This is a genomic window from Rhodococcus sp. UNC363MFTsu5.1 (genome assembly GCF_000686785.1).
Classification (GTDB): Bacteria; Actinomycetota; Actinomycetes; order Mycobacteriales; family Mycobacteriaceae; genus Rhodococcus_G; species Rhodococcus_G maanshanensis.
Window position 1 is genome coordinate 51,536 of sequence record NZ_JMLO01000014.1, and the last position, 18,691, is coordinate 70,226.

An 18,691-nucleotide genomic window follows, 5' to 3' on the forward strand; every position below is an offset into this window, starting at 1 on the left:
CTAGCGTGCCGCTCATGGTGACGGTGCGAGAACCCGAAGACGAACTCCTCCCGAGAGGGAGCCGGGGGCAGGAGCGACTCTCCCCCTGGTTCGGGGAGTTCCTGGTCCACCGCAGCACCGCCAAGCCCTCACCGAACACGCTCAAGGCGTACCGCCAGGACTACACCCTCATCGCCGACGCCCTCGCGCGTGCCGTCGGGGTGAGCGCAGCGGAGCTCACCCTGGATGCCCTCGACAAGACCACCGTGCGTGCGGCCTTCGCCGACTACGCACAGACCCACCAGGCGGCATCGATCCGGCGGTGCTGGTCGACCTGGAACATGCTGTGCGACTTCCTGTTCTCCGTCGACGCCATCGTCGCCAACCCTATGTCGGCGGTGCTGCGCCCGAAGGCACCCAAGACGCTGCCGAAGGCGTTCCGCGCCGATTCGGTCGAACGGCTCGTCGCAACCCTGCAATCCTCGGACGACAGCGGGGCACGCGCCTGGCCGGAACGCGATCTCGCGCTCATTCTCACCGGGCTGTTGACCGGGATGCGGTCGGCAGAACTGATCGCGGTCGACCTCGGGGACCTGCGCGATGCGGTCGACGACGGGGACGGCCACGCCAAGGTGATCCACGTACACGGTAAGGGCAACAAGGAGCGGGTGGTCACCGTCGAGCCTGCGGTCGTCGACGTGCTCGGCGACTACCTCGTCAGCCGCTCCGAGCGCTTCCCGGACACGGCGAAACGGAGGCCGCGGGCCGGCGTCTCCCCCTGGGAGCGATTCACCGCCGCCGACCCCATGTTCGTCGGCGGCGACGGCCTCAGGATCACCAGGGGAACGCTGCAGTACCGCGTCGAACGCGCCTATCGCCGCGCGGGGATCAACGGAGACCGCGCGAAGGGCGCCCTCGTCCACCAGCTTCGACACACCTTCGCCACCGCCATGGCCGACCAGAACGTGAGCATCTACACGCTGATGCGGATGCTCGGGCACGAATCCATGAACACCACGCAGCGGTACACCGCGGGTGCGGGCGCCTCGGTCCGGGACGCCGCGGCCCTGAACCCGGCGTACCAACTCGTGACCAGGGCCGCGCCGCTCCCCCGCACCGACGCCGTCGGGACGAGCGAGGACACCCGGTATGCCGGCTGAACAAAATGAACACAACAACTTGGCCGCCATGAGCCCGTCATAGCCTTCGAGAGATAGCGTCGATCACAAGCACACCGCGAAACGAGTTGACGTTCGATGACGACCTCCGTGAGGGACAAGCCTGGAAACCTGCGGGTGGAACTGACCAGTTTCATCGGCAGGCGCCACGAGATCGCCGAGGCGAGGCGGCTGTTGTCCGCCTCCCGCCTGGTGACGTTGGCGGGCGTGGGCGGGGTCGGGAAGACCAGGCTGGCGTTGCGGGTCGCCGCAGACTCCCGGCGCGCTTTCGCCGACGGGGTGTGGTGGATCGAGCTCGGCGAACTGCACGATTCCGCGCTGCTGGCGGAGACCGTCGCCGCGGCGCTCGGGCTGCCGGACCAGCCGGGCCGGTCGGTTTCTCGCCTGCTCATCGATCACCTCTCCACCAGGCAGACATTGCTCGTCCTGGACAACTGCGAGCACGTGCTCGGCGCCGTCGCGGAGTTGGCGCAGACGCTGTTGCGGACCAGTCCGGAGCTGCGGATCCTGGCCACGAGCCGCGAGGTCCTCGGGGTGGACGGGGAGCAGGTGATGCGGGTACCGCCGTTGACGGCACCGGACACGCTGCAGACCCCACCGCTCGAGGCGATGCCCCAGTACGAGGCGGTGGCACTGTTCGTCGCGCGAGCCACAGCCGCTCTGCCCGACTTCGCGCTCACCGATGCCAATTGCGCTGCGGTGGCGACAATCTGCGGCAGGCTGGACGGGCTTCCGCTGGCCATCGAGCTGGCCGCGGTGCGGATCCGCGCGATGACCGTCGAACAGATCCTGCAACGCCTGACCGACCGGTACCAGTTGCTCACCGTCGGTTCCCGGGTGGCACCGACCCGTCAACAGACCTTGCGGTCGTGCGTGGACTGGAGCTACGAACTCTGTGGGGCCGCGGAACAGAAGCTGTGGGCGTGGCTGTCGGTGTTCGCGGGCGGATTCGAGCTGGATGCGGCCGAGGGCATCTGTCCCGAGGAGGTGGTCGCCGACGATTTCCTGGACACGGTTGCCTCCCTCGTGGACAAGTCGATCCTGCTCCGTGAACAGGTCGGGGAGTTCGTGCGCCTCGGCATGTCCGAGACGATCCGCGATTACGGCAGGGAGAAGCTGCACGAATCCGGCGACTATCTCGATGCTCAGCGGCGGCACCTCGCGTGGTACGAACAGCTGGTACTGCGGGCGGAGTCCGAGTGGATCGGCCCCGATCAGTCGGACTGGATCGCCCGACTCGATCGGGAACAACCGAACCTGCGGGATGCACTGACGTACAGCCTGACCGAACCGGTCGTCGAAACCGATCCGGATGTGAACGCGCGCATCGTCAATGCCCTGTTCCTGTTCTGGACCTGCCGGGGTCTGCTGGGGGAAGCCAGGCATTGGATGGGCCGCTGCTTGACGAGCACCGACACCGCGCAGGCCTCGGAACGTCTGTCGACCTTGTACAACGACAGCGTGCTGGCAGGAATGCAGGCCAAACTCGGCGAGGCCGCGGCAGGGGTCGCGCAGTGTCGCGCGCTCGCGGAGCAGGTGGGAGACGCGGAGTCGCTCGAGATCGCGAACTACGCGAGGGGGTACCTGGCGCTGTTCAGCGGCGATCTCGCCGGTGCGGTCGAGCCGTTCCAGATTGCGCTCACGATCGCGGGAACGCCGTTCACGACCGGGTCCGGACTGAGTCGGCCCGTGTCCCGGGTCGCCCGACAGCTCGGTGGCTACCTCGGCCTGGCACTTGCGAGCGGACTGCTCGGGGACGAGGAAACGGCAGTCTCCTGTCACGAGCAGGTGCTGGCTGTCACCGCGCCGCGAGGTGAGTCCTACTTCCGCGCGTACTCGCTGTGGGCTCTCGCGCTGACGGTGCTCCGGACGGGAGACACCGAGCGGGCGGGAACCCTGATGGAGCACGGCCTGCGGCTGATCCGCCAGGTCAACGTCCCGTTCGTGGCGGGCTGGTGCCTCGAGTCGTTGGCCTGGATCGCGATACGCGAGGACAACCCGACGCGTGCCGCGATCCTGATGGGTGCCGCTCAAAGGCTCTCGCAGACAGTGGGGAGTGTCTCGGTGACCCTTCCCTATCTACTCGGGAACCACGACGAATGCGAGCAGCTCACCCGCGGCGCGCTCGGGAACGGGGCCTACAACGAGGCATTGCACACCGGTGCTGCCATGAACCTCGACGAATCCGTCGCCTACGCGCTCGGGGACCGCCTCATCGACCAGCCAAGGACGACACCGGCCGCAAGCGTGTTGACCCCCCGCGAAACCGAGGTCGCACACCTGGTCGCGGAGGGGCACACGAACAAGGCGATCGCCTCGATGTTGATGATCTCGCCCCGCACCGCCCAGGGCCACGTCGAACACGTCCTGTCCAAGCTCGGGTTCACCTCCCGTACCCAGATCGCGGCCTGGATCGCCGAGAACCAGCTGGATCGACAGCCCTGATCCGAGGCCAGGCGCCCGACCTGTCGCCGCGATCGACGGGTTGGTTTGCCCGGATGCGCAACTGGGTAGTCGTGGACTACTGCATCCGGATCGGCCGGCAACGGCACGGCGGGCGCAGGCATCGGCACCGTCTGGAGGCGACATGCGAATCGTGACGCTCATCGTTCTGATCTGGCTGATTGTCGGTGCGGTCGCGGCCGGCCAACGCGGTTACTTCGGCAGCGACACCCCGACGAGCTGCGCGACCGCAGGCACCATCGCCGTCACCGTCCTCGCCGGCCCCCTGAACTATCTCGGCGTCAATCCGAAGATCGCGGATTGCTCATTGCCCCAACCGAGTCAGTGACGACGGAGGAGCTCACCGTGCCACGCACTGGATCAGATCCACACCTCAAGGACCAGGCCCTCTACGAGGAGCTCAGGAAGAAGGGCGACTCGAAGGAGAAGGCGGCACGCATCTCCAACGCGGCGGCAGGACAGGGCCGAACCAAGATCGGCAAGAAGGGCGGCACCGCAACCGACTACGAGAACCGGACGGTTCCGGAGCTGAAGGAACGTGCCAGAGACCTCGGGATCTCGGGCTACTCGAGCATGAGGAAGAAGGACCTCATCGACGCGCTTCGGAACCACTGAACCCCTCCATCGACAGACGGGGCCGAGCAGGCGAAACATCAACTGGCCGATGCGATTGCGGACCCGGGCGGACCACCTCCACGGTCGGCGATACCGACACACCGCCGGCCTCTCGACCCGATCGCAACTCTCCACGAAGGGGTCCATACTCGATACGTGAGCGATGAAGCACCCGAGGCGCAACAGGATCTGAACGACCTCGAACCCGCCGACATGTCCGGCATGCTGGTCGGGAGCTTTCGCTTTCGCGTCGCCGAGGATGCGTGGGAGTGGTCCGACGCGGTCGCCCGGATGCACGGGTACGAACCGGGCTCGGTTGTGCCGACAACCGAGCTCTTGCTCTCCCATAAGCACCCCGACGACAAATCCCATGTGGCGGCGATCCTGGACAACGTGCGGGCCCACGGGGCACCGTTCAGCAGTCGTCACCGCATCATCGACACCGCGGGCGAGACCCATCGCGTGGTGGTCGTCGGCGATCGACTGCTCGACGAGGACGGCAATGCGATCGGCACGTTCGGGTTCTACATCGACGTCACCGACGCCTTCGAGTCCGATGTCCAGGAATCGGTCGACGACGCCGTCGCGGAGATCGAGTCCTCGCGGTCCGCGATCGAGCAGGCCAAGGGGGCGTTGATGCTCGCCTACGGAATCTCCGCCGATCGGGCGTTTCAGGTCCTGACCTGGCGCTCGCAGGAATCGAACGTCAAGGTCCGCGATGTGGCACGCCAGCTACTGCGTGACATCTCGACCATGATCGACACGCCACAGGGGTTCCGGGAGGATTTCAACCACATCCTTCTCACGTCGACCAATCGTGCGGACGCGAAACGACCGGCCGCACCCGCCGACTAGCCGACGTCGAGGAACCCGCCCTCCGGGCCCGGGACCGTCATCAGCGGCCGTCCTCGCCTGGTCTCCTCCACGGCGTCGTGTACCGACCCGAAACGACGGAACCGGTCTTCGAGGCCGGTGACCGCCAGCGTTCTGTCCACCGCGCGTCGGCCGGTGACCAGGACGATCTCGACCCCGTCGTGCCCCGCCCGCCATTGGGCCTCCGCGAGCACCTCGGCGCCTCTGATGCTGAGAAACGTGACCTGTGACAGGTCGACGACGAGGACTCGAACCGCCCTGCCGATCCCGGCATTGAGGTGCATGCTGAATTCGCCGAGTGTCGCGGCATCCACCTCGCCAGACATCAGGACAACAGTCGGGGACGAGGCTCGCTCCTGAGCCGTCCGATTGCGTGGTTCCCGGTCGGATACGTCGAGATCTTTGAGCACGGGCACGGGGCCCTCCTCACCTTGGCTGAACGCTTCCGGTAAGTGCAGCGGGGTGCGTCGACGGTTCATGTGGCGATGTCACACGAGAATTCGGGAGCCGCGACGATCTGCTGGACCTACCGCCGGCTGTGGGCTCAACCTCCCTTGTTCCTACCAGAGATCGACGTGGCAGGCCATAGTCAGGGCGAAAGTCCGAGCTGGAGCGCTTGGCCGGCGGGTGAACCGCGGGCTCGTACCGCCTCCGATCCTCCCGGACGAGGCGGCGTTTGAAAGAACCCCAGCGTGGGTACTCTTCATCGAGTCAGCGAACAGCGACGTCCCGCACGGGATGAATCGAGGCCGCATGTCCCAGGCATACGCCGACGAGCCCGTCCAGGGGCGCTCGGGATCCGAGGTCGAACTCCGAGTCCCTGCTCAGGTCGATCAGCTCTTCATCGTCCGATCCGTCGCCGCCGCGATCGCAACGCAGAACAACTTCGACCTCGACACGATCGCCGACCTGCGGCTCGCCGTCGACGAGGCGACGACCCGGCTGATTCGCGCCGCGCGCCCGGAAACGATCCTGACGTGCCGATTTCGCGCCCTCGGGCGCCAGATCGAGTACTCCGGATCGGTGCCGTCATGGGCCGAGGACACGGTCGAGGTATCCGAGCACGGATTCGGCTGGCACGTGCTCAGGACGCTGACCGACGAGGTCGCGGTCCGGCGGGTGGCCGACCCCGACGACAGCGCCCGGTCGATCCTGTCCATCGAGTTCTCGCTACGGACCGGCGGAGCGTCCATGTGAGCCGGCGCCCGGACACGCGATCGGACGAGTACACGGACGTCAACGACCAATTCGTCGCGCTGGCCGCGATGGCGTCCGACGACCCGTCCGGCACCGCGATGCGCGAGGCGATCGTGGCTCGCTGCCTGCCGCTGGCCGAGCACATCGCCCGCCGGTTCGACGGACGCGGCGAGCCACATGACGACCTGGTCCAGGTGGCACGACTCGGGCTGGTCAACGCCGTGAACAGGTTCGACGTGACACGCGGGTCCGAGTTCGTGTCCTTCGCCGTTCCCACCATCATGGGCGAGGTCCGCAGGCACTTCCGGGATACCGGCTGGACAATGCAGGTTCCCCGGCGCACCAAGGAACTGCACATCGAGATCGGTAAGGCCACCAACACGCTCAGCCAACAGCTCGGACGCGCGCCGACACCGTCAGAGCTGGCGGCGGAGCTCTGCGTGGACCGCACGGAGATCAACGAGGCGTTGCTCGCGGGCCAGGCGTATCAGACGACATCGGTCGACGCCCCCGCGGCAGATCGCCCCGACGGCCACACCCTCGCGGACACCATCGGCGATCTCGACGCCGCGTTCGAGGACATAGACAATCGTGAAACCCTGCGCCCCCTCATCGCTGCCCTTCCCGAGCGCGAGCGCACGGTGCTTCTACTGCGATTCTTCGGCAACCTCACACAGACGCAGATAGCAAAGCGGGTTGGCGTGTCACAGATGCACGTATCACGCATCCTGACAAGGACACTGGCCTCGTTGCGGTCGGCGATCGACGAGTGAGACCGCGGCCGCGCGACAGCCTAGTACCAGTGTTTGCGACCGCCGACCGCGCGACCGGTGGCCCCGAGCAGGGCCAGGATCACGCCCACCACGATGAGGACGATGCCGATGGTCCACAGGATCGAGATCCCGGTCAGGAAGCCGATGAGCAGCAAGATCAAACCAAGCACAATCATGGGTCGCACCCCATCTCGGATCTGCGATCGGAGATCGCAGGACGTATTGTTCATTGAAGCACGCCACCGACCCGCAGAATAGGCGGTACTCCGCGAAATCTGTTGCAGTCCTTGATAAATACGGTCATCGTGACGCACTGAGCGCGCGAGGGCCTGTCGGCGGGGATCGGGGCGTCCGCCGTCGTCGAGTTCGTTGACCTCGCTCAGCCTGGCGGTGATCCACCGCCGATCGGAGCCGATGCTGCGCCCGGACATCGGCGGCTTCGGTGGCTCGTATCGCAGAGCGGATAGATCCGGCTGCGGCGGCACATACAGACGGCCACGACGAATCGGTCCGACGCGACCACGCTACCGTCGGGAAGCGATATCTTGACCGGCCCCCGAACCAACACGGGTCCCCCGGGAATCCGCCGGACGCAGCGAGCGTCGGACGAGTTCCACTCCGGGTAGTCAGCTGCGCTAGCAGGGGGCATCTGCACGGATCACCACCAGATCGTCCCAGTCCTGTTCGGGCCCGATCAGACCACGCGCAACGAGATAGCCCGACCGCCGTCTCATCACCGGGCCGAACGGGATCCGAGCCCGCGCCACGATGTCGGCACGAAGCCTTGCATGCCGCAGACGGGTCAGGGTGCTCTCGGCATCGGAGACAGTCGACTGCACAAGGAGCATGAATCCGCCCTCGGCGAGCAACGCGGGCGCGTGCGCGCACAGCGGGTCGAGAACTGCTCTGCCATCGGCCCCGGCATCCCAACGGTCGGAGCCCTCCGCCCCCGGCGGGCACGGCACGTACGGAGGGTTCGCGAGAACCACGTCGTACGGGCCGCCCGACACCGCCGCCGCCAACGCGCCGACGCGCGCTCGAATCGGCAAGCGACGAATCCTGGCGTTCGCCCACGTGGTGACCACCGCACGGGCGGAGACGTCAACCGCCGCCACCCGCGTGGCCCCGGTTCGGACCGCTGCCATCGCCAACGCGCCGCAACCGGCGCAGAAATCGAGGACCCTGGCGTCGTGCGGCAGGTTCACCCGCGCGAGGACCGAGGCGATCAGGTGTGTGTCCTCCTGCGGTCGGTACACGCCGGGCAGCCGCAGGATCCGCGCGGGAATCCCGTCCGCCCCCGGCACCTGGGAATCGAACGACCGGACGTCCGGCTGTGATCCGTCCAGGATGTCGAGCACCCTCGGGACGAAGGGGCCCCTCACCTCGCCCGATCCCTCGTTCGACACAAAGTCCTCCACAGCCCGTTGTGATCGTCCTCGCAATGCTGACTACCCACCGCATGCGAAGAGGAAACCTCGCCGAGGGCTGGCTACACGCCCGCCCGTGTTTGGGGGACATCGGCACGAGGTATCCGGTGGCGTGTCCCCGATACTGCCTATGCCGCGCGGACCGATCTCGCACGCGATCGTCGCCGCCATGGCCGCTGGAAGCCCGGGATCGCGGCTCTCGATGCCCGACCTCGATCGCGCGGACCCCTTCAGCGGAGACGTTCAGCTCGCGCTGCACGCCTGCTATGAGACCCACTACCGCGGCTTCGACGAAGTCGATCCGGACTGGGAGTGGGACCCCGCCCTGATCGATGCCCGCATTCAGATGGAGCGAGTGTTCCTGTCGCGGATACGTGCCGAGGTCACCGGCGGCACGGACGTCGACGGTGTGCTGGACACCGTTTCGGCAGATTCGGTGCGCGACACTGGGATCTCCCAGCACCTACGGACGTCCGGAACCTGGTGGCAGACTCAGGAGTACTTCGCCCATCGGTCGATATACCAACTCAAGGAGGCGGACCCACAGGCCTGGGTGATCCCCCGACTGGAGGGCGCCGCCAAGTGCGCCCTCGTTGCCGTCGAGTTCGACGAATTCGGTGGCGGGGACGCCGAACGGATGCACTCCCGGTTGTTCGAGGACCTACTCGACGCGGCCGGATTGGATTCGACCTATCTGGCCTACGTCGACCTGGTGCCTGCGGAAACCCTGGCAACCGTGAACTTCATGTCGCTGTGCGGCCTGCGCCGCAGCATGCGCGGCGCGCTGGTCGGTGGTTTCGCCGCCGCGGAGATCTCCACGTCCCCCAGCGCACGACGCATGATCGACGCGCTCGAGCGCCTTCAGGCACCGCCCGAGTGCGTGCACTTCTACGCCGAGCACGTAGAGGCGGACGCGGTCCACGAGCAAGTACTGCGGCGCGATGTCGTCGACGACCTCATCGCGCGCGAACCCGGCCTCGCCGCGGACGTGGTACTCGGGGTCCAAGCCACCGAACTCCTGGAGGAACGCCTGTCCGGATGCCTGCTGGGCTCCTGGGCGCGCGGGAACAGTTCCCTCCTCGCAGTAGGCGCACATGGCGATGTCTCCGCGCGCCAGGCAACCTAGTCCTTGAACGCGTCCTCGACCGTCTCGCCGGCCTGCACCCGTCGCGCAGGCGCGTCACTCGCGTGACGGCGCAGGAGAAGTCCGACGGGCTCCGGTCATCGATCGGTTGGACCCTCGCGGTGACCGGCTCGCGACGCATCCGGCGATTCCCCGGTCTGGGTGTCCGGGTCGATCGCGTCGGCACGCTGCAGGTCGTCGTTGACCTCACTGCGGGACGCCGCTGCATCGCTCCCGCGCGCTTGCGCCCGGCTCTCCAATCGTGCCGCCTCCGCGGCCTTGGCTTCGGCCTCGGCCGCAGCGACCTTGGCCTTGGCCGCGGTCTCCTCGGCTAGCGCTTCCTGTTCACCGACCTTCAGAGTCCGGTCCGCCGCATCGGTGCGGATCTGCTCGGCCTCCGTACGACGGCGCTCTGTCCTTTTGTTCATCGCCACCCAGACAATCGCAGCCACTGCGATCAGGACGACGAGCACCACGATGATCCACATGACGGTGGTGTTGTCCATCTTCGGCTCCTCGACAAAAATTCCACCCCTTCGACCCTATCGCCGCCCGTGCCTGCGCAATAGAGCCAATACATGCCGTCCGGTGGCGGCACATCTCACCGATCAGGCGGCGAGCGTCCCAGTCAGCTTGTGCAGCCCCGACGCGCGACGCCGCCGAGGACGCTCGCGGGGCGCGAACATGCTGTCGATACGTGCCTTGATCTCCTCGGTGGTCATCGAGCCACCCGCCCCGGCCGCTCCAGCTGCGGTCGACGCCGGTGTGTTCATTACGTTCATGCCGAACTCTCTGTGGTCGTATCGGGTGGATCCGAATCCGAATCCGGATCCGCTGTTCTTCAATGCTGGGCCGCACCACACCGATGTCGCCATCACCCCAGGGCGAGGAAAGGCCCACCCTCGGGTGAAAGACGGCCCTCTGACCGGGACAGGCCGCTTGACAATAAGGTAAGGCGTACCTAATACTCGCGCCGGGCACAGTGCCCGACACGTGAGGAGTCAGCGTCATGATCGACGGTCTCATCGAAGAGGCATACGCGCGCGGCACGGTCCGCGCGGTGACGCCGACCCCAGAGGGCCACGACCAGTACCTGCTCGACCGGGTGGGCGACCCGACCCGACGGGAGGCGCCCGTCGCGGTGCGGGTACGCGCGGACGGGCGGTTCTCCCTGGCGACCGCCGACGGCGGCGCGATCAGCATCGGGCAGGTGGCGGCGCTGTGCGGGCTGACCGGCCGCATCGCAGACCGGACTCAGCCGTTCCCGTTCAGGCAGGCCCGATAGCCGCCCGCCTCGAAGTCCGCGCGCGCGCAGTAGGTCGCCCGCGGGTAGTACTCCCCCATGGTCACCGCCGGATCGGAGTTCGCAGCCTGGGACGCCTGTACCGACTGCGGATAGAAGGCCGGACCGGGCAGCATGTGCCGCAGGAACAGCACCTTCTTCGGGACGTCGGTCGACCCCCATGGCAGCACCGTCACCGTGGGGTCTGACGCGGCGGAGGACGGCACGTCCCCCGCAGCCGCCACCACGTAGGTGTAGTAGCCGCTCGAGTCGATGTTGGTCTGGAAATCGGCCGCGCAGGCCACCACCGGGTAGGGCGACACCTGATCGTTCTGGCACATCGACCAGTACCGCACCTGCTCTCCCGGTTCGGTCACCGGCACGCCTGCCCTGGTGTCCGGGAAGGTCGGCGCCCGCCCCCGCACGACCACGATCCGGCCCGGCTGGTAGGTCAGTCCGGCGCCGATGTACTTGTTGTCGCCGTTGGGGAACAGGCCGGAAGTGCTGGCCGGGTTCACGAACGTCGCCTCGGGCACGTTCCCGGGGAACGCCCCCGACGCCGCGCCCGCGATCAGCCGATCGAATGCCGCCTCCATCGCCTGCCCCAACGGTCCGCTGGTGGCGACCGCCGGGTCGAATGCCGTCGGGCAGGTCGAGATCGGGATCGTGGTGGCGCCATTGTTCAGCACCAGCGCGACCGCAGGGAGCGGCACGCCTCCCGGCAGCGAGGCGGCGTCGTCCGGGACGTACACCCGGATGATCAGGAAGCCCATCGGCACCGTCTGGGTCGCGGCTCCGGTCGGCAGCGCCCGGATCTGGTTGAGCGCATGATCCGCCTCCCCCGGCAACACGGTGGCGTGCCAACGGCGCGCCGAATCCGGCGACCCGGCCGACGAGGGATCAAGGAAGGGGTTCACGCTGTCCTGGTCCGGGGCGATCTGGTCGTCGCGCAGGGTATCGACGGTGTTCAGGTCGGTGCCGTAGGTGTTGAGCGAGAAGTACCGCGCGGCGGGATAGTCCCCGCTGAGCTCGATCCGGTCGTCCCCGCCCAATGCGTACGGCAGCACCCAGTAGGTCGCGTTGGCGTCCGGGAATGCAACGTTGAGAACGGTCTCGTTCGACATGAACCGCCACGCGCACGCGGGCGACTCCGGGGCGGCCTGTGCGGCGGGAGTGGCCGGCGCGGGCGCGCCGATGGCCGCGGCCAGCACCGTGGCGACCAGCACGAACAGGACACGCACCGCGAGTGTCGGGTGTCTCGCCGAATCGGACATACCGGCTCCGTTTCGTTCCGTTCGCTCACGCTACCGCCCGACCCGAGACTCGGTGGTGTGTTCCGGCGCAGGTCAGAACATCACAGGCGTGTGTACTGCTCGGTGTCCAGGTCGAACTCGGCCAGCAACTCGGCGCTGAGGGTCGGCCGGGTGTCGGCGATGGCCGCAAGATAGTCGTCCGTGTTCGCCGGCTCGCCGCGGCGGTGGAGAATCTCCCGCTCGAAAGCCGTCTGTGCGCCCTTCCGCGCCGCGAACTCGATGTCCGCGGGGGTGAACAGCTCGCTGGAATCCACGATCACGTTCATGTCGACCGCAGATGCGGCGCCGAGGTAGCGCTCCCACACCGCACGGCGGGCGGGCGCATCCGGCGGGCCGACCGGGATCACATAGTCGAATCGCCCGGGGCGCAGGAACGCGGAGTCCAACGAGTGCACCGAGTTCGTCGCACACACCATCAGTCGCCTGTCGCGTTCCCGAAACGACGGGATCAGCTTGAGCAGTTCGTTGGTGACCCCGTGCGCGGCATTGGCCGCAGACCCGGTGCGGGCGGCTGCGATCTCCTCGACCTCGTCGATGAACAGCACCACCTCGTCGAGCTCGGCCAGTTCGGCAAAGACGTCCCGCAATGAGGCGGCCAATCCGCCGTCCACCGCCGCGGCCAGCCGGGAGGGGAACAGTTCGACGAACGGCCAGCCCAGTCTCGACGCCACGGCCTTGGCAAAGCTGGTCTTGCCGGTACCGGGCGGGCCGAACAGGATCACCGCTTTCGGGGGCTGAACGCCGTACCGTTCGGCCACGTCCGGCTCCGCCAGCGGCAAGACGACCCGGCGCTCGATGGCCTCCTTCACCCGCTCCATGCCCGCCATGGCCTGCCACAACCCCGCGGGCAGCATGCGACCACCCAGCTCGGCGAGCAACGCCCGATCAGGGCCGAGCGGCTCGAGCATCTCGTAGTAGACGAGCCCGTCCCGACGGGCGTAACCGGAGTTCTCGAACGCCGCCGAACCGGTGGCGCCCTCGGTCTGCACCGCACAGATCCGCTGTACCCCGGCGGAACGCAGGCGTTGTTCCAGGTTCGCCAGCAGCGCGCTGCCGATTCCGCGTCCTCGCCACCTCGATCCCAGTGCGACGAGGAGCACCCACGCCCGCTCGCCCTGTGTCTGTGCCACCGCCATCCCGACCAGTTCGTCCCCGACCGCGGCCACCACCGCGGGCTGACCCGCCCTGGCCGCCGCCATCACCTCGGCGACCGCGAACACCGGCTCCTCCGACCCCGGCGCACGGCTCTGATCCAGGATCTGGATGGCCTGATCGAGATCCCCGTCGTGAAAGTCACGCAGCCGCCACACCGGCATGCTCACGCACCGCCGCCGGCCGAGCCGGCCCCAAGGCTCATGCAATCAAGTACACACCCGGGTACCGCTCCGCGTCAGCACCTGAGTCCTTCGAATGCGGCTGACGCTGCGGCGACGCCCCTTGCGGGTCAGGAGCGCGAGGAGAAAGATCCGATGAAGGCCGGTCGTCACCCAGCACCCCGGACCCGGGGTGAACCGTACTGCGATGTGGAGTCGGGTATGACAACCCACTTACAGCCAGCACACCGGGGGGAAGGCCGTATCGAACGGCGCCGGATCATCGTCCGCGGAATCGTCCAGGGAGTGGGGTTCCGTCCCTTCGTCGCCAGGCTGGCGGCGGACCTGGCGATCAGCGGCCACTGCGGCAACGACGATGCCAGCGTGTTCATCGAGGCGGAGGGCACCGCCGCGGCACTGGCGGAGTTCGAGCGCCGGATCCGGGCCGATGCCCCGCCGATCGCCGTCATCGTCGACATCGCAGCCGAAACCCTTGCCCCGCAGGGCGACACGTCCTTCCTCATCGCGGCGAGCAGGCACGTCCCCGGCGCGCGGACGCTGATCTCCCCGGACGTGGCGACCTGCGCGGACTGCCTGCGGGAGTTGCGGGACCCCGCCGACCGCCGCTACCGGCATCCGTTCATCAACTGCACCAACTGCGGGCCGCGCCTGACCGTGATCACCGACCTGCCCTACGACCGGCCTGCGACCACACTGGCCCCGTTCGAGATGTGTCCGCGCTGCCGCCGCGAGTACGGGACCCAGGAGGACCGGCGCTACCACGCCCAGCCGATCTGCTGCCACGACTGCGGTCCGCGGATCTTCCTGGAGCACGACGGTATCCGGACGGTCGGGGACGACGAGGTGCTCCGTCGCGTCCACCGGGCGCTCGGCGACGGCCTGATCGTGGCGATCAAGGGGCTCGGCGGCTTCCATCTGGTGTGCGATGCGGCCCAGCCGTCCGCGGTGCGGCGGTTACGGATCCGAAAGCGCCGTCCCGCCAAGCCGTTCGCGGTGATGGCCGCGGACACTTCGACCGTCGAGCGGATCGTCGAGATGTCCGGCGCCGAGGAGCGCCTGCTCCGCCACCCGGCGCGACCGATCGTGTTGCTGCGCACGCGCGGATCCGGCCCGGTCGCGGACGAGGTGGCGCCCGGCCTGGACGAACTCGGGGTGATGCTGCCGTACACCCCGCTGCACCACCTGCTCTTCTCCGCTGTCCCCGGACGCCCACACCGCGAGCAACCCCGCGTCCTCGTGATGACCTCAGGGAACACCAGCGGCGAACCGCTCTGCTTCGACAACGACGACGCCCGCGCGCGGCTCTCCGGGATCGCCGACATGTTCCTGATGCACGATCGCGACATCGCCGTGCCGTGCGAGGACTCGGTGCTGGCGGTGTCCGAGGACCGGGAGGTCCCGATCCGCCGGTCGCGAGGGTATGCGCCGCTGCCGATCCCGCTGCCCTCGCCGGGGCCGGTGGTGCTGGCGGTGGGGGCCGAGGTGAAGAACACCTTCTGCCTGACCCGCGAGGATCTCGCGTTCTGCTCGGCGCATCTCGGCGACATGGGCACCCTGGAGAGCAGGCGCGCGTTCGAGACCTCGGTGCGGCAGCTGACGACCATGCACAGGGCCGCACCCGCGCTGATCGTCGCGGACGATCACCCGGGCTACTCGACCAGGCAGTGGGCGACGCGGCACAGCGAGGCGAACGGGATCGAGCTGCGCACGGTGCAGCACCACCACGCGCACGTCGCCTCCCTCCTCGCCGAGCACGCCCGCATCGGCTCGAGAGTCCTCGGCGTCGCGTTCGACGGCACCGGGTACGGGTGCGACGCCACCGTGTGGGGCGGCGAGCTCCTGCTGGTCGGCCCGGACATCCTGACCACCGAGCGGTCGGGCCACCTGCAGTCGTTCTGGCTGCCCGGCGGCGACGCCGCGGTCCGCAACCCCGCCCGCGTCGCGTTGTCGCTGCTGCACGAGGCCGGCATCCGCGAGATCGACGACCTGCCCTGCACCCTTGCGCTCGCGGCCGCGGAACGCCTGCTCGTCGCCTCGCAACTCTCCTCGGGGGCCGGTGCCGTCCGCACGACCAGCGTCGGTCGCCTGTTCGACGGCGTCTCCTCGCTGCTGGGCGTGTGCCACCGGGTCAGCTACGAGGCGCAGGCGGCCATCGAACTGGAGGCGCTCGCGCGGCAGGCAGGCAAGCCCGCGCCGCTGAGCATGGCCATCGAGGGCGAGCAACTGCGCCTCGAGGCGCTGCTCACCGATCTCGTGGCCGGCCTGCGCCGGGGTGAATCCGCTGCCTCGCTTGCCCTCGGATTCCACCACGCGCTCGCGACCGCGACCGCGACGCTGGCCCTTCGGATCGCGAGCCGGACCGGTACGGGGACCGTCGGGCTGACAGGAGGCGTCTTCCAGAACCGGCTCCTGCTGAGCCTGCTGCGAACGCGATTGCAGGACAACGGCGTCGACGTCCTCACCCACCAGCGGGTACCCGCGAACGACGGCGGACTCTCGCTCGGCCAGGCGGTGCTCGGCATCGCGTTGCTCGAGCGCGCAGCCGACCGGCGCGGCACCCGGGCCGACGAACCGGAGATCGGAGCACGCCGATGACCACCACAGCGCACCCGGACGCGCCCCTGATCGGCGACGATCTCTCCGCGGATCTCGCGTCCGCGGCACTGTCCCTCGCCCGACGATTCAACGCGGGCGCCACGCTCTGGGTCATCTCGCCGCAGTGGGAGCCGCACGCCCATCACGTCGCGGTCGAGTTCGTGCACCCGGTGATCATGGGCAAGCGGGCGCTGCCGTCCGTCGCGCTCGTCGAACCCGACCCCGTGGCACAGTGCCGCGTCGCCACCCGGCCCGGCGATGTGATCATCGCGGTGGCCTCCGCCGACCAGCCCCAGGTGCGCGATGCGATGCGGCGAGCGCCCGCGTGGGGCGCGGACACGATCTGGATCGGCTCCGGACCCCGCCCGCCCGCGGGCAGCGCCGATCACACGCTGTGGGTGGCCTCCGACGACCCGATGGTCCCGGCGACCGGCAGGTTCGTGCTGATGTACCACCTGCTGTGGGAGCTGACCCACGTCTGCTTCGAACATCCCGGCCTGCTGACCCCGGACGACGACGAATGCACCGGCGACGGGTGCGTCACCTGCAGCGACGAGGGCAGACTCGCCGAGGTGGTACTGCCCCCGGCGACCGCACTGGACACTGCGCTCGTCCGTACCGGCACCGGCGAGGAGTCCGTCGACGTCACCGTGCTCGGCGAGGTCGCGGTGAACGAGCTGATCCTCGTGCACGGGGGCGCGGCGATCACCCGCATCGACGACGCGGAGGTGTCCCGATGAGCGAGCGGGAGGACACCAACTTCCTCTACCCCTTCATCGATGCGGAGGAGAACGACGCAGGCGCGTTGCTGACCGACCTGGCCGCGTCGGCGCGCAGCAAGGCCGTCGAGAGCGCACGGCTGCAGCGGGCCTCGCTCGACGAATGGGGCGATCCGATCACCGCGGCGGGCGCCCAGATGGCCGAGCGCTTCCGCGCGGGCGCGCGGCTGTACACGTTCGGCAACGGCGGCAGTTCCACCGACGCGGCCACCCTTGCCTCGCTGTTCAGTCGGCCCGCCCGCGGTCGTCCGGTCGCGGCCTGGTCGCTGGCGGCCGATCAGGCGGTGGTCACGGCGCTGGGGAACGACGTGGGTTTCGAGCTGATCTTCTCCCGCCAGATCATCGCCCACGCCAAGCCCGTCGACATCGCGATCGCGCTGTCCACCTCCGGCAACTCCGACGATCTGATGACGGCGCTGGCCGAGGCCCGCAAGCGCGGGCTCCTGACCGTCGGGTTCGCCGGCCACGACGGTGGCCGGATGGCGACCAGCGACGACCTGGACTTCTGCTTCACGATCCGGTCCCAGAGCATCCATCGCATCCAGGAGAGCCACGCGCTGGTCGGATACCAGCTCTGGTCTGCGGTGCAGGACAACCTCGCGAAACCCGCACCGGGGCCGCGAGGAGAGACGACAGGCGGTCCCAGATGAGCAGCTCACAGGTCGGTGACCGACCCTCGACAGCGGCCGAACGTGAGGGCCGGGTGCTCGACCGAATCGACGAGTTCCGCAAGCGCCGTCCGCGCCTGCTCGAATCGGTGGTGACCCTCGCCCACGGTGCGGGCGGAAAATCCTCGGCGGCCCTGGTCGATTCCGTGTTCGTCGAGGCGTTCCGCAACCCGGAGCTCGAGCAGCTCGGCGACGCCGCGGTGCTGCCGCTCCCGTCCGGTGAGCGGCTCGCGTTCTCCACCGACTCGTATGTGGTGCAGCCGCTGCGGTTCCCCGGCGGGTCCATCGGGAACCTGGCCGTGCACGGCACCGTGAACGACCTGGCGGTCTCGGGCGCCCGCCCGCAATGGCTCTCGGCTGCCTTCGTCATCGAGGAGGGCTTCGAGATCTCCGCGCTGCGTGAGATCGTCGCCGACATGCGCGATTCCGGCCAGGCGGCAGGCATCGAGATCGTCACCGGGGACACCAAGGTGGTCGGCAAGGGCGCGGCGGACGGGATGTACATCTGCACGGCTGGCGTCGGCGTCATCCCCGCGGGCCGGGCGCTGTCCGCGGACCGGGTGCAGCCAGGTGACCACGTCCTGGTGTCGGGCACCATCGGCGAGCACGGCATGGCGGTGATGCTCGCCCGCGGCGAGCTCGCCATCGAGGCCGACATCGCCTCGGACACGGCTCCCGTGAACTCGCTCGTCGAGGCGCTGCTCGAGGCCGCACCGTCGACCCGGTGGATGCGCGATGCCACGCGCGGCGGGGTCGGCACCGTCTGCAACGAGCTCGCCCAGATCTCCGGCCTCGCGGTCATCCTCGACGAGCAGTCGCTCCCCGTCCAGCCGCAGGTGCTCGGCGCCTGCGACATGCTGGGTATCGACCCGCTCTACGTGGCCAACGAGGGCAAGTTCATCGCGATCGTGCCGAGCGCCGAGTCCGACGCCGCGATCGACGCGCTGCGCGCGCAGCCCGGCGGCGCGCAGGCGGCCGTCATCGGCGAGGTGATGGCCGAGCCGCAGGGCATCGTGGCGCTGCGGACCGCGTTCGGGGGCAGCCGGATCGTCGACATGCTCGTCGGCGACCCGTTGCCGCGAATCTGTTGAG

At 68.6% G+C, this 18,691-nt stretch carries 21 protein-coding genes; 13 read left to right on the top strand and 8 right to left on the bottom strand.

What is annotated here, in order from left to right:
• Positions 1-14: 14 nt before the first annotated feature.
• The 5 genes from BR31_RS28570 (at position 15) to BR31_RS0113575 (ending at position 5,090) form a co-directional block, all read left to right on the top strand.
• Complete coding sequence (locus tag BR31_RS28570) at positions 15-1,139, top strand: tyrosine-type recombinase/integrase (RefSeq protein ID WP_051637397.1); 1,125 nt, start codon at positions 15-17, stop codon at positions 1,137-1,139.
• 96 nt (positions 1,140-1,235) lie between these two features.
• Positions 1,236-3,602 carry an ATP-binding protein gene (locus tag BR31_RS28575; protein WP_037176605.1) on the top strand — a complete coding sequence of 789 codons (2,367 nt, stop codon included), beginning with the start codon at positions 1,236-1,238 and terminating at the stop codon, positions 3,600-3,602.
• A 142-nt stretch (positions 3,603-3,744) separates the two neighbouring features.
• A complete protein-coding gene (locus BR31_RS0113565) occupies positions 3,745-3,948 on the top strand; it encodes a hypothetical protein (RefSeq protein ID WP_027501443.1) in 204 nt (67 codons plus the stop codon).
• Between the two features lie 17 nt (positions 3,949-3,965).
• Entirely contained in the window at positions 3,966-4,235 is a 270-nt protein-coding gene (locus BR31_RS0113570) for a Rho termination factor N-terminal domain-containing protein (protein WP_027501444.1), read from the top strand.
• 156 nt (positions 4,236-4,391) lie between these two features.
• Positions 4,392-5,090, top strand: a complete 699-nt coding sequence (locus BR31_RS0113575) for a PAS and ANTAR domain-containing protein (RefSeq protein ID WP_331281125.1) — start codon at positions 4,392-4,394, stop codon at positions 5,088-5,090.
• Here the strand turns inward: BR31_RS0113575 and BR31_RS28580 are convergent.
• The gene (locus BR31_RS28580; protein ID WP_081830460.1) at positions 5,087-5,587 is read right to left on the bottom strand and encodes an STAS domain-containing protein; all 501 of its coding nucleotides are present in this window, start codon (positions 5,585-5,587) and stop codon (positions 5,087-5,089) included. The two genes, BR31_RS0113575 and BR31_RS28580, sit on opposite strands and share 4 nt — an antisense overlap.
• Before the next feature lie 274 nt (positions 5,588-5,861).
• On the opposite strand from BR31_RS28580, the gene BR31_RS32230 reads away from it, so the two are divergent.
• Both BR31_RS32230 and BR31_RS0113590 read left to right on the top strand, forming a co-directional pair.
• Positions 5,862-6,305 (top strand): ATP-binding protein, encoded by a 444-nt coding sequence (locus tag BR31_RS32230; protein WP_027501446.1) that lies wholly within the window; start codon positions 5,862-5,864, stop codon positions 6,303-6,305.
• Entirely contained in the window at positions 6,302-7,078 is a 777-nt protein-coding gene (locus BR31_RS0113590; RefSeq protein WP_027501447.1) for a SigB/SigF/SigG family RNA polymerase sigma factor, read from the top strand. The genes BR31_RS32230 and BR31_RS0113590 overlap by 4 nt, the downstream gene beginning before the upstream one ends.
• Positions 7,079-7,098: 20 nt before the next feature.
• On the opposite strand, the gene BR31_RS31890 is transcribed toward BR31_RS0113590, so the two are convergent.
• The 3 genes from BR31_RS31890 to BR31_RS0113600 all read right to left on the bottom strand — a co-directional run bounded on the left by BR31_RS31890 (position 7,099) and on the right by BR31_RS0113600 (position 8,484).
• Positions 7,099-7,254: a DUF6131 family protein gene (locus BR31_RS31890; protein ID WP_197023609.1), complete on the bottom strand. Its 156-nt coding sequence runs from the start codon at positions 7,252-7,254 to the stop codon at positions 7,099-7,101.
• Positions 7,255-7,457: 203 nt separating this feature from the next.
• Positions 7,458-7,727: a CDGSH iron-sulfur domain-containing protein gene (locus BR31_RS31100; RefSeq protein WP_081830470.1), complete on the bottom strand. Its 270-nt coding sequence runs from the start codon at positions 7,725-7,727 to the stop codon at positions 7,458-7,460.
• Positions 7,714-8,484, bottom strand: coding sequence for a HemK2/MTQ2 family protein methyltransferase (locus tag BR31_RS0113600; RefSeq protein ID WP_331281126.1), 771 nt, complete (start codon positions 8,482-8,484; stop codon positions 7,714-7,716). The genes BR31_RS31100 and BR31_RS0113600 overlap by 14 nt, the downstream gene beginning before the upstream one ends.
• A 190-nt stretch (positions 8,485-8,674) precedes the next feature.
• Between BR31_RS0113600 and BR31_RS28585 the strand changes: the two genes are divergently transcribed.
• Entirely contained in the window at positions 8,675-9,631 is a 957-nt protein-coding gene (locus tag BR31_RS28585; protein ID WP_231496480.1) for an iron-containing redox enzyme family protein, read from the top strand.
• Positions 9,632-9,726: 95 nt separating this feature from the next.
• Here the strand turns inward: BR31_RS28585 and BR31_RS0113610 are convergent, their stop codons facing one another.
• Positions 9,727-10,134, bottom strand: coding sequence for a hypothetical protein (locus BR31_RS0113610; RefSeq protein ID WP_027501449.1), 408 nt, complete (start codon positions 10,132-10,134; stop codon positions 9,727-9,729).
• 102 nt (positions 10,135-10,236) lie between these two features.
• Positions 10,237-10,410 carry a hypothetical protein gene (locus BR31_RS31525; protein ID WP_156042477.1) on the bottom strand — a complete coding sequence of 58 codons (174 nt, stop codon included), beginning with the start codon at positions 10,408-10,410 and terminating at the stop codon, positions 10,237-10,239.
• A gap of 227 nt (positions 10,411-10,637) precedes the next feature.
• On the opposite strand from BR31_RS31525, the gene BR31_RS0113620 reads away from it, so the two are divergent.
• Positions 10,638-10,913 carry a hypothetical protein gene (locus BR31_RS0113620; RefSeq protein ID WP_027501450.1) on the top strand — a complete coding sequence of 92 codons (276 nt, stop codon included), beginning with the start codon at positions 10,638-10,640 and terminating at the stop codon, positions 10,911-10,913.
• Here the strand turns inward: BR31_RS0113620 and BR31_RS0113625 are convergent.
• Both BR31_RS0113625 and BR31_RS0113630 read right to left on the bottom strand, forming a co-directional pair.
• Positions 10,883-12,184, bottom strand: a complete 1,302-nt coding sequence (locus tag BR31_RS0113625) for a hypothetical protein (protein WP_051637390.1) — start codon at positions 12,182-12,184, stop codon at positions 10,883-10,885. The genes BR31_RS0113620 and BR31_RS0113625 overlap by 31 nt on opposite strands.
• A gap of 80 nt (positions 12,185-12,264) precedes the next feature.
• The gene (locus BR31_RS0113630) at positions 12,265-13,539 is read right to left on the bottom strand and encodes an ATP-binding protein (protein ID WP_027501452.1); all 1,275 of its coding nucleotides are present in this window, start codon (positions 13,537-13,539) and stop codon (positions 12,265-12,267) included.
• Positions 13,540-13,758: 219 nt separating this feature from the next.
• Here BR31_RS0113630 and hypF point away from each other — a divergent pair, with 219 nt between their 5' ends.
• Genes hypF through hypE form a run of 4 tightly spaced genes read left to right on the top strand, consistent with a single transcriptional unit; the run spans position 13,759 to position 18,690 of the window.
• Entirely contained in the window at positions 13,759-16,152 is a 2,394-nt protein-coding gene (gene hypF / locus BR31_RS28590) for a carbamoyltransferase HypF (protein ID WP_051637391.1), read from the top strand.
• A complete protein-coding gene (locus BR31_RS0113640; protein WP_027501453.1) occupies positions 16,149-16,892 on the top strand; it encodes a hydrogenase assembly protein HupF in 744 nt (247 codons plus the stop codon). Before hypF ends, BR31_RS0113640 begins: the two co-directional genes overlap by 4 nt.
• Complete coding sequence (locus BR31_RS0113645) at positions 16,889-17,581, top strand: D-sedoheptulose-7-phosphate isomerase (protein ID WP_027501454.1); 693 nt, start codon at positions 16,889-16,891, stop codon at positions 17,579-17,581. Before BR31_RS0113640 ends, BR31_RS0113645 begins: the two co-directional genes overlap by 4 nt.
• Positions 17,578-18,690, top strand: a complete 1,113-nt coding sequence (gene hypE / locus BR31_RS0113650; protein WP_081830463.1) for a hydrogenase expression/formation protein HypE — start codon at positions 17,578-17,580, stop codon at positions 18,688-18,690. The genes BR31_RS0113645 and hypE overlap by 4 nt, the downstream gene beginning before the upstream one ends.
• Position 18,691 lies beyond the last annotated feature (1 nt).

Bases quoted from the DNA above. Each gene is read 5' to 3' on its own strand.
- BR31_RS28580 (WP_081830460.1), bottom strand. From the start codon at position 5,587: ATGAACCGTCGACGCACCCCGCTGCACTTACCGGAAGCGTTCAGCCAA.
- BR31_RS31525 (WP_156042477.1), bottom strand. From the start codon at position 10,410: ATGAACGTAATGAACACACCGGCGTCGACCGCAGCTGGAGCGGCCGGG.
- BR31_RS0113565 (WP_027501443.1), top strand. From the start codon at position 3,745: ATGCGAATCGTGACGCTCATCGTTCTGATCTGGCTGATTGTCGGTGCG.
- BR31_RS0113630 (WP_027501452.1), bottom strand. From the start codon at position 13,539: ATGCCGGTGTGGCGGCTGCGTGACTTTCACGACGGGGATCTCGATCAG.
- hypE (WP_081830463.1), top strand. From the start codon at position 17,578: ATGAGCAGCTCACAGGTCGGTGACCGACCCTCGACAGCGGCCGAACGT.
- BR31_RS31890 (WP_197023609.1), bottom strand. From the start codon at position 7,254: ATGATTGTGCTTGGTTTGATCTTGCTGCTCATCGGCTTCCTGACCGGG.
- BR31_RS28575 (WP_037176605.1), top strand. From the start codon at position 1,236: ATGACGACCTCCGTGAGGGACAAGCCTGGAAACCTGCGGGTGGAACTG.
- BR31_RS28570 (WP_051637397.1), top strand. From the start codon at position 15: ATGGTGACGGTGCGAGAACCCGAAGACGAACTCCTCCCGAGAGGGAGC.
- BR31_RS0113645 (WP_027501454.1), top strand. From the start codon at position 16,889: ATGAGCGAGCGGGAGGACACCAACTTCCTCTACCCCTTCATCGATGCG.
- BR31_RS31100 (WP_081830470.1), bottom strand. From the start codon at position 7,727: ATGCCCCCTGCTAGCGCAGCTGACTACCCGGAGTGGAACTCGTCCGAC.
- BR31_RS28585 (WP_231496480.1), top strand. From the start codon at position 8,675: ATGGCCGCTGGAAGCCCGGGATCGCGGCTCTCGATGCCCGACCTCGAT.
- BR31_RS0113620 (WP_027501450.1), top strand. From the start codon at position 10,638: ATGATCGACGGTCTCATCGAAGAGGCATACGCGCGCGGCACGGTCCGC.
- BR31_RS0113640 (WP_027501453.1), top strand. From the start codon at position 16,149: ATGACCACCACAGCGCACCCGGACGCGCCCCTGATCGGCGACGATCTC.
- hypF (WP_051637391.1), top strand. From the start codon at position 13,759: ATGACAACCCACTTACAGCCAGCACACCGGGGGGAAGGCCGTATCGAA.
- BR31_RS0113625 (WP_051637390.1), bottom strand. From the start codon at position 12,184: ATGTCCGATTCGGCGAGACACCCGACACTCGCGGTGCGTGTCCTGTTC.
- BR31_RS0113610 (WP_027501449.1), bottom strand. From the start codon at position 10,134: ATGGACAACACCACCGTCATGTGGATCATCGTGGTGCTCGTCGTCCTG.
- BR31_RS32230 (WP_027501446.1), top strand. From the start codon at position 5,862: ATGTCCCAGGCATACGCCGACGAGCCCGTCCAGGGGCGCTCGGGATCC.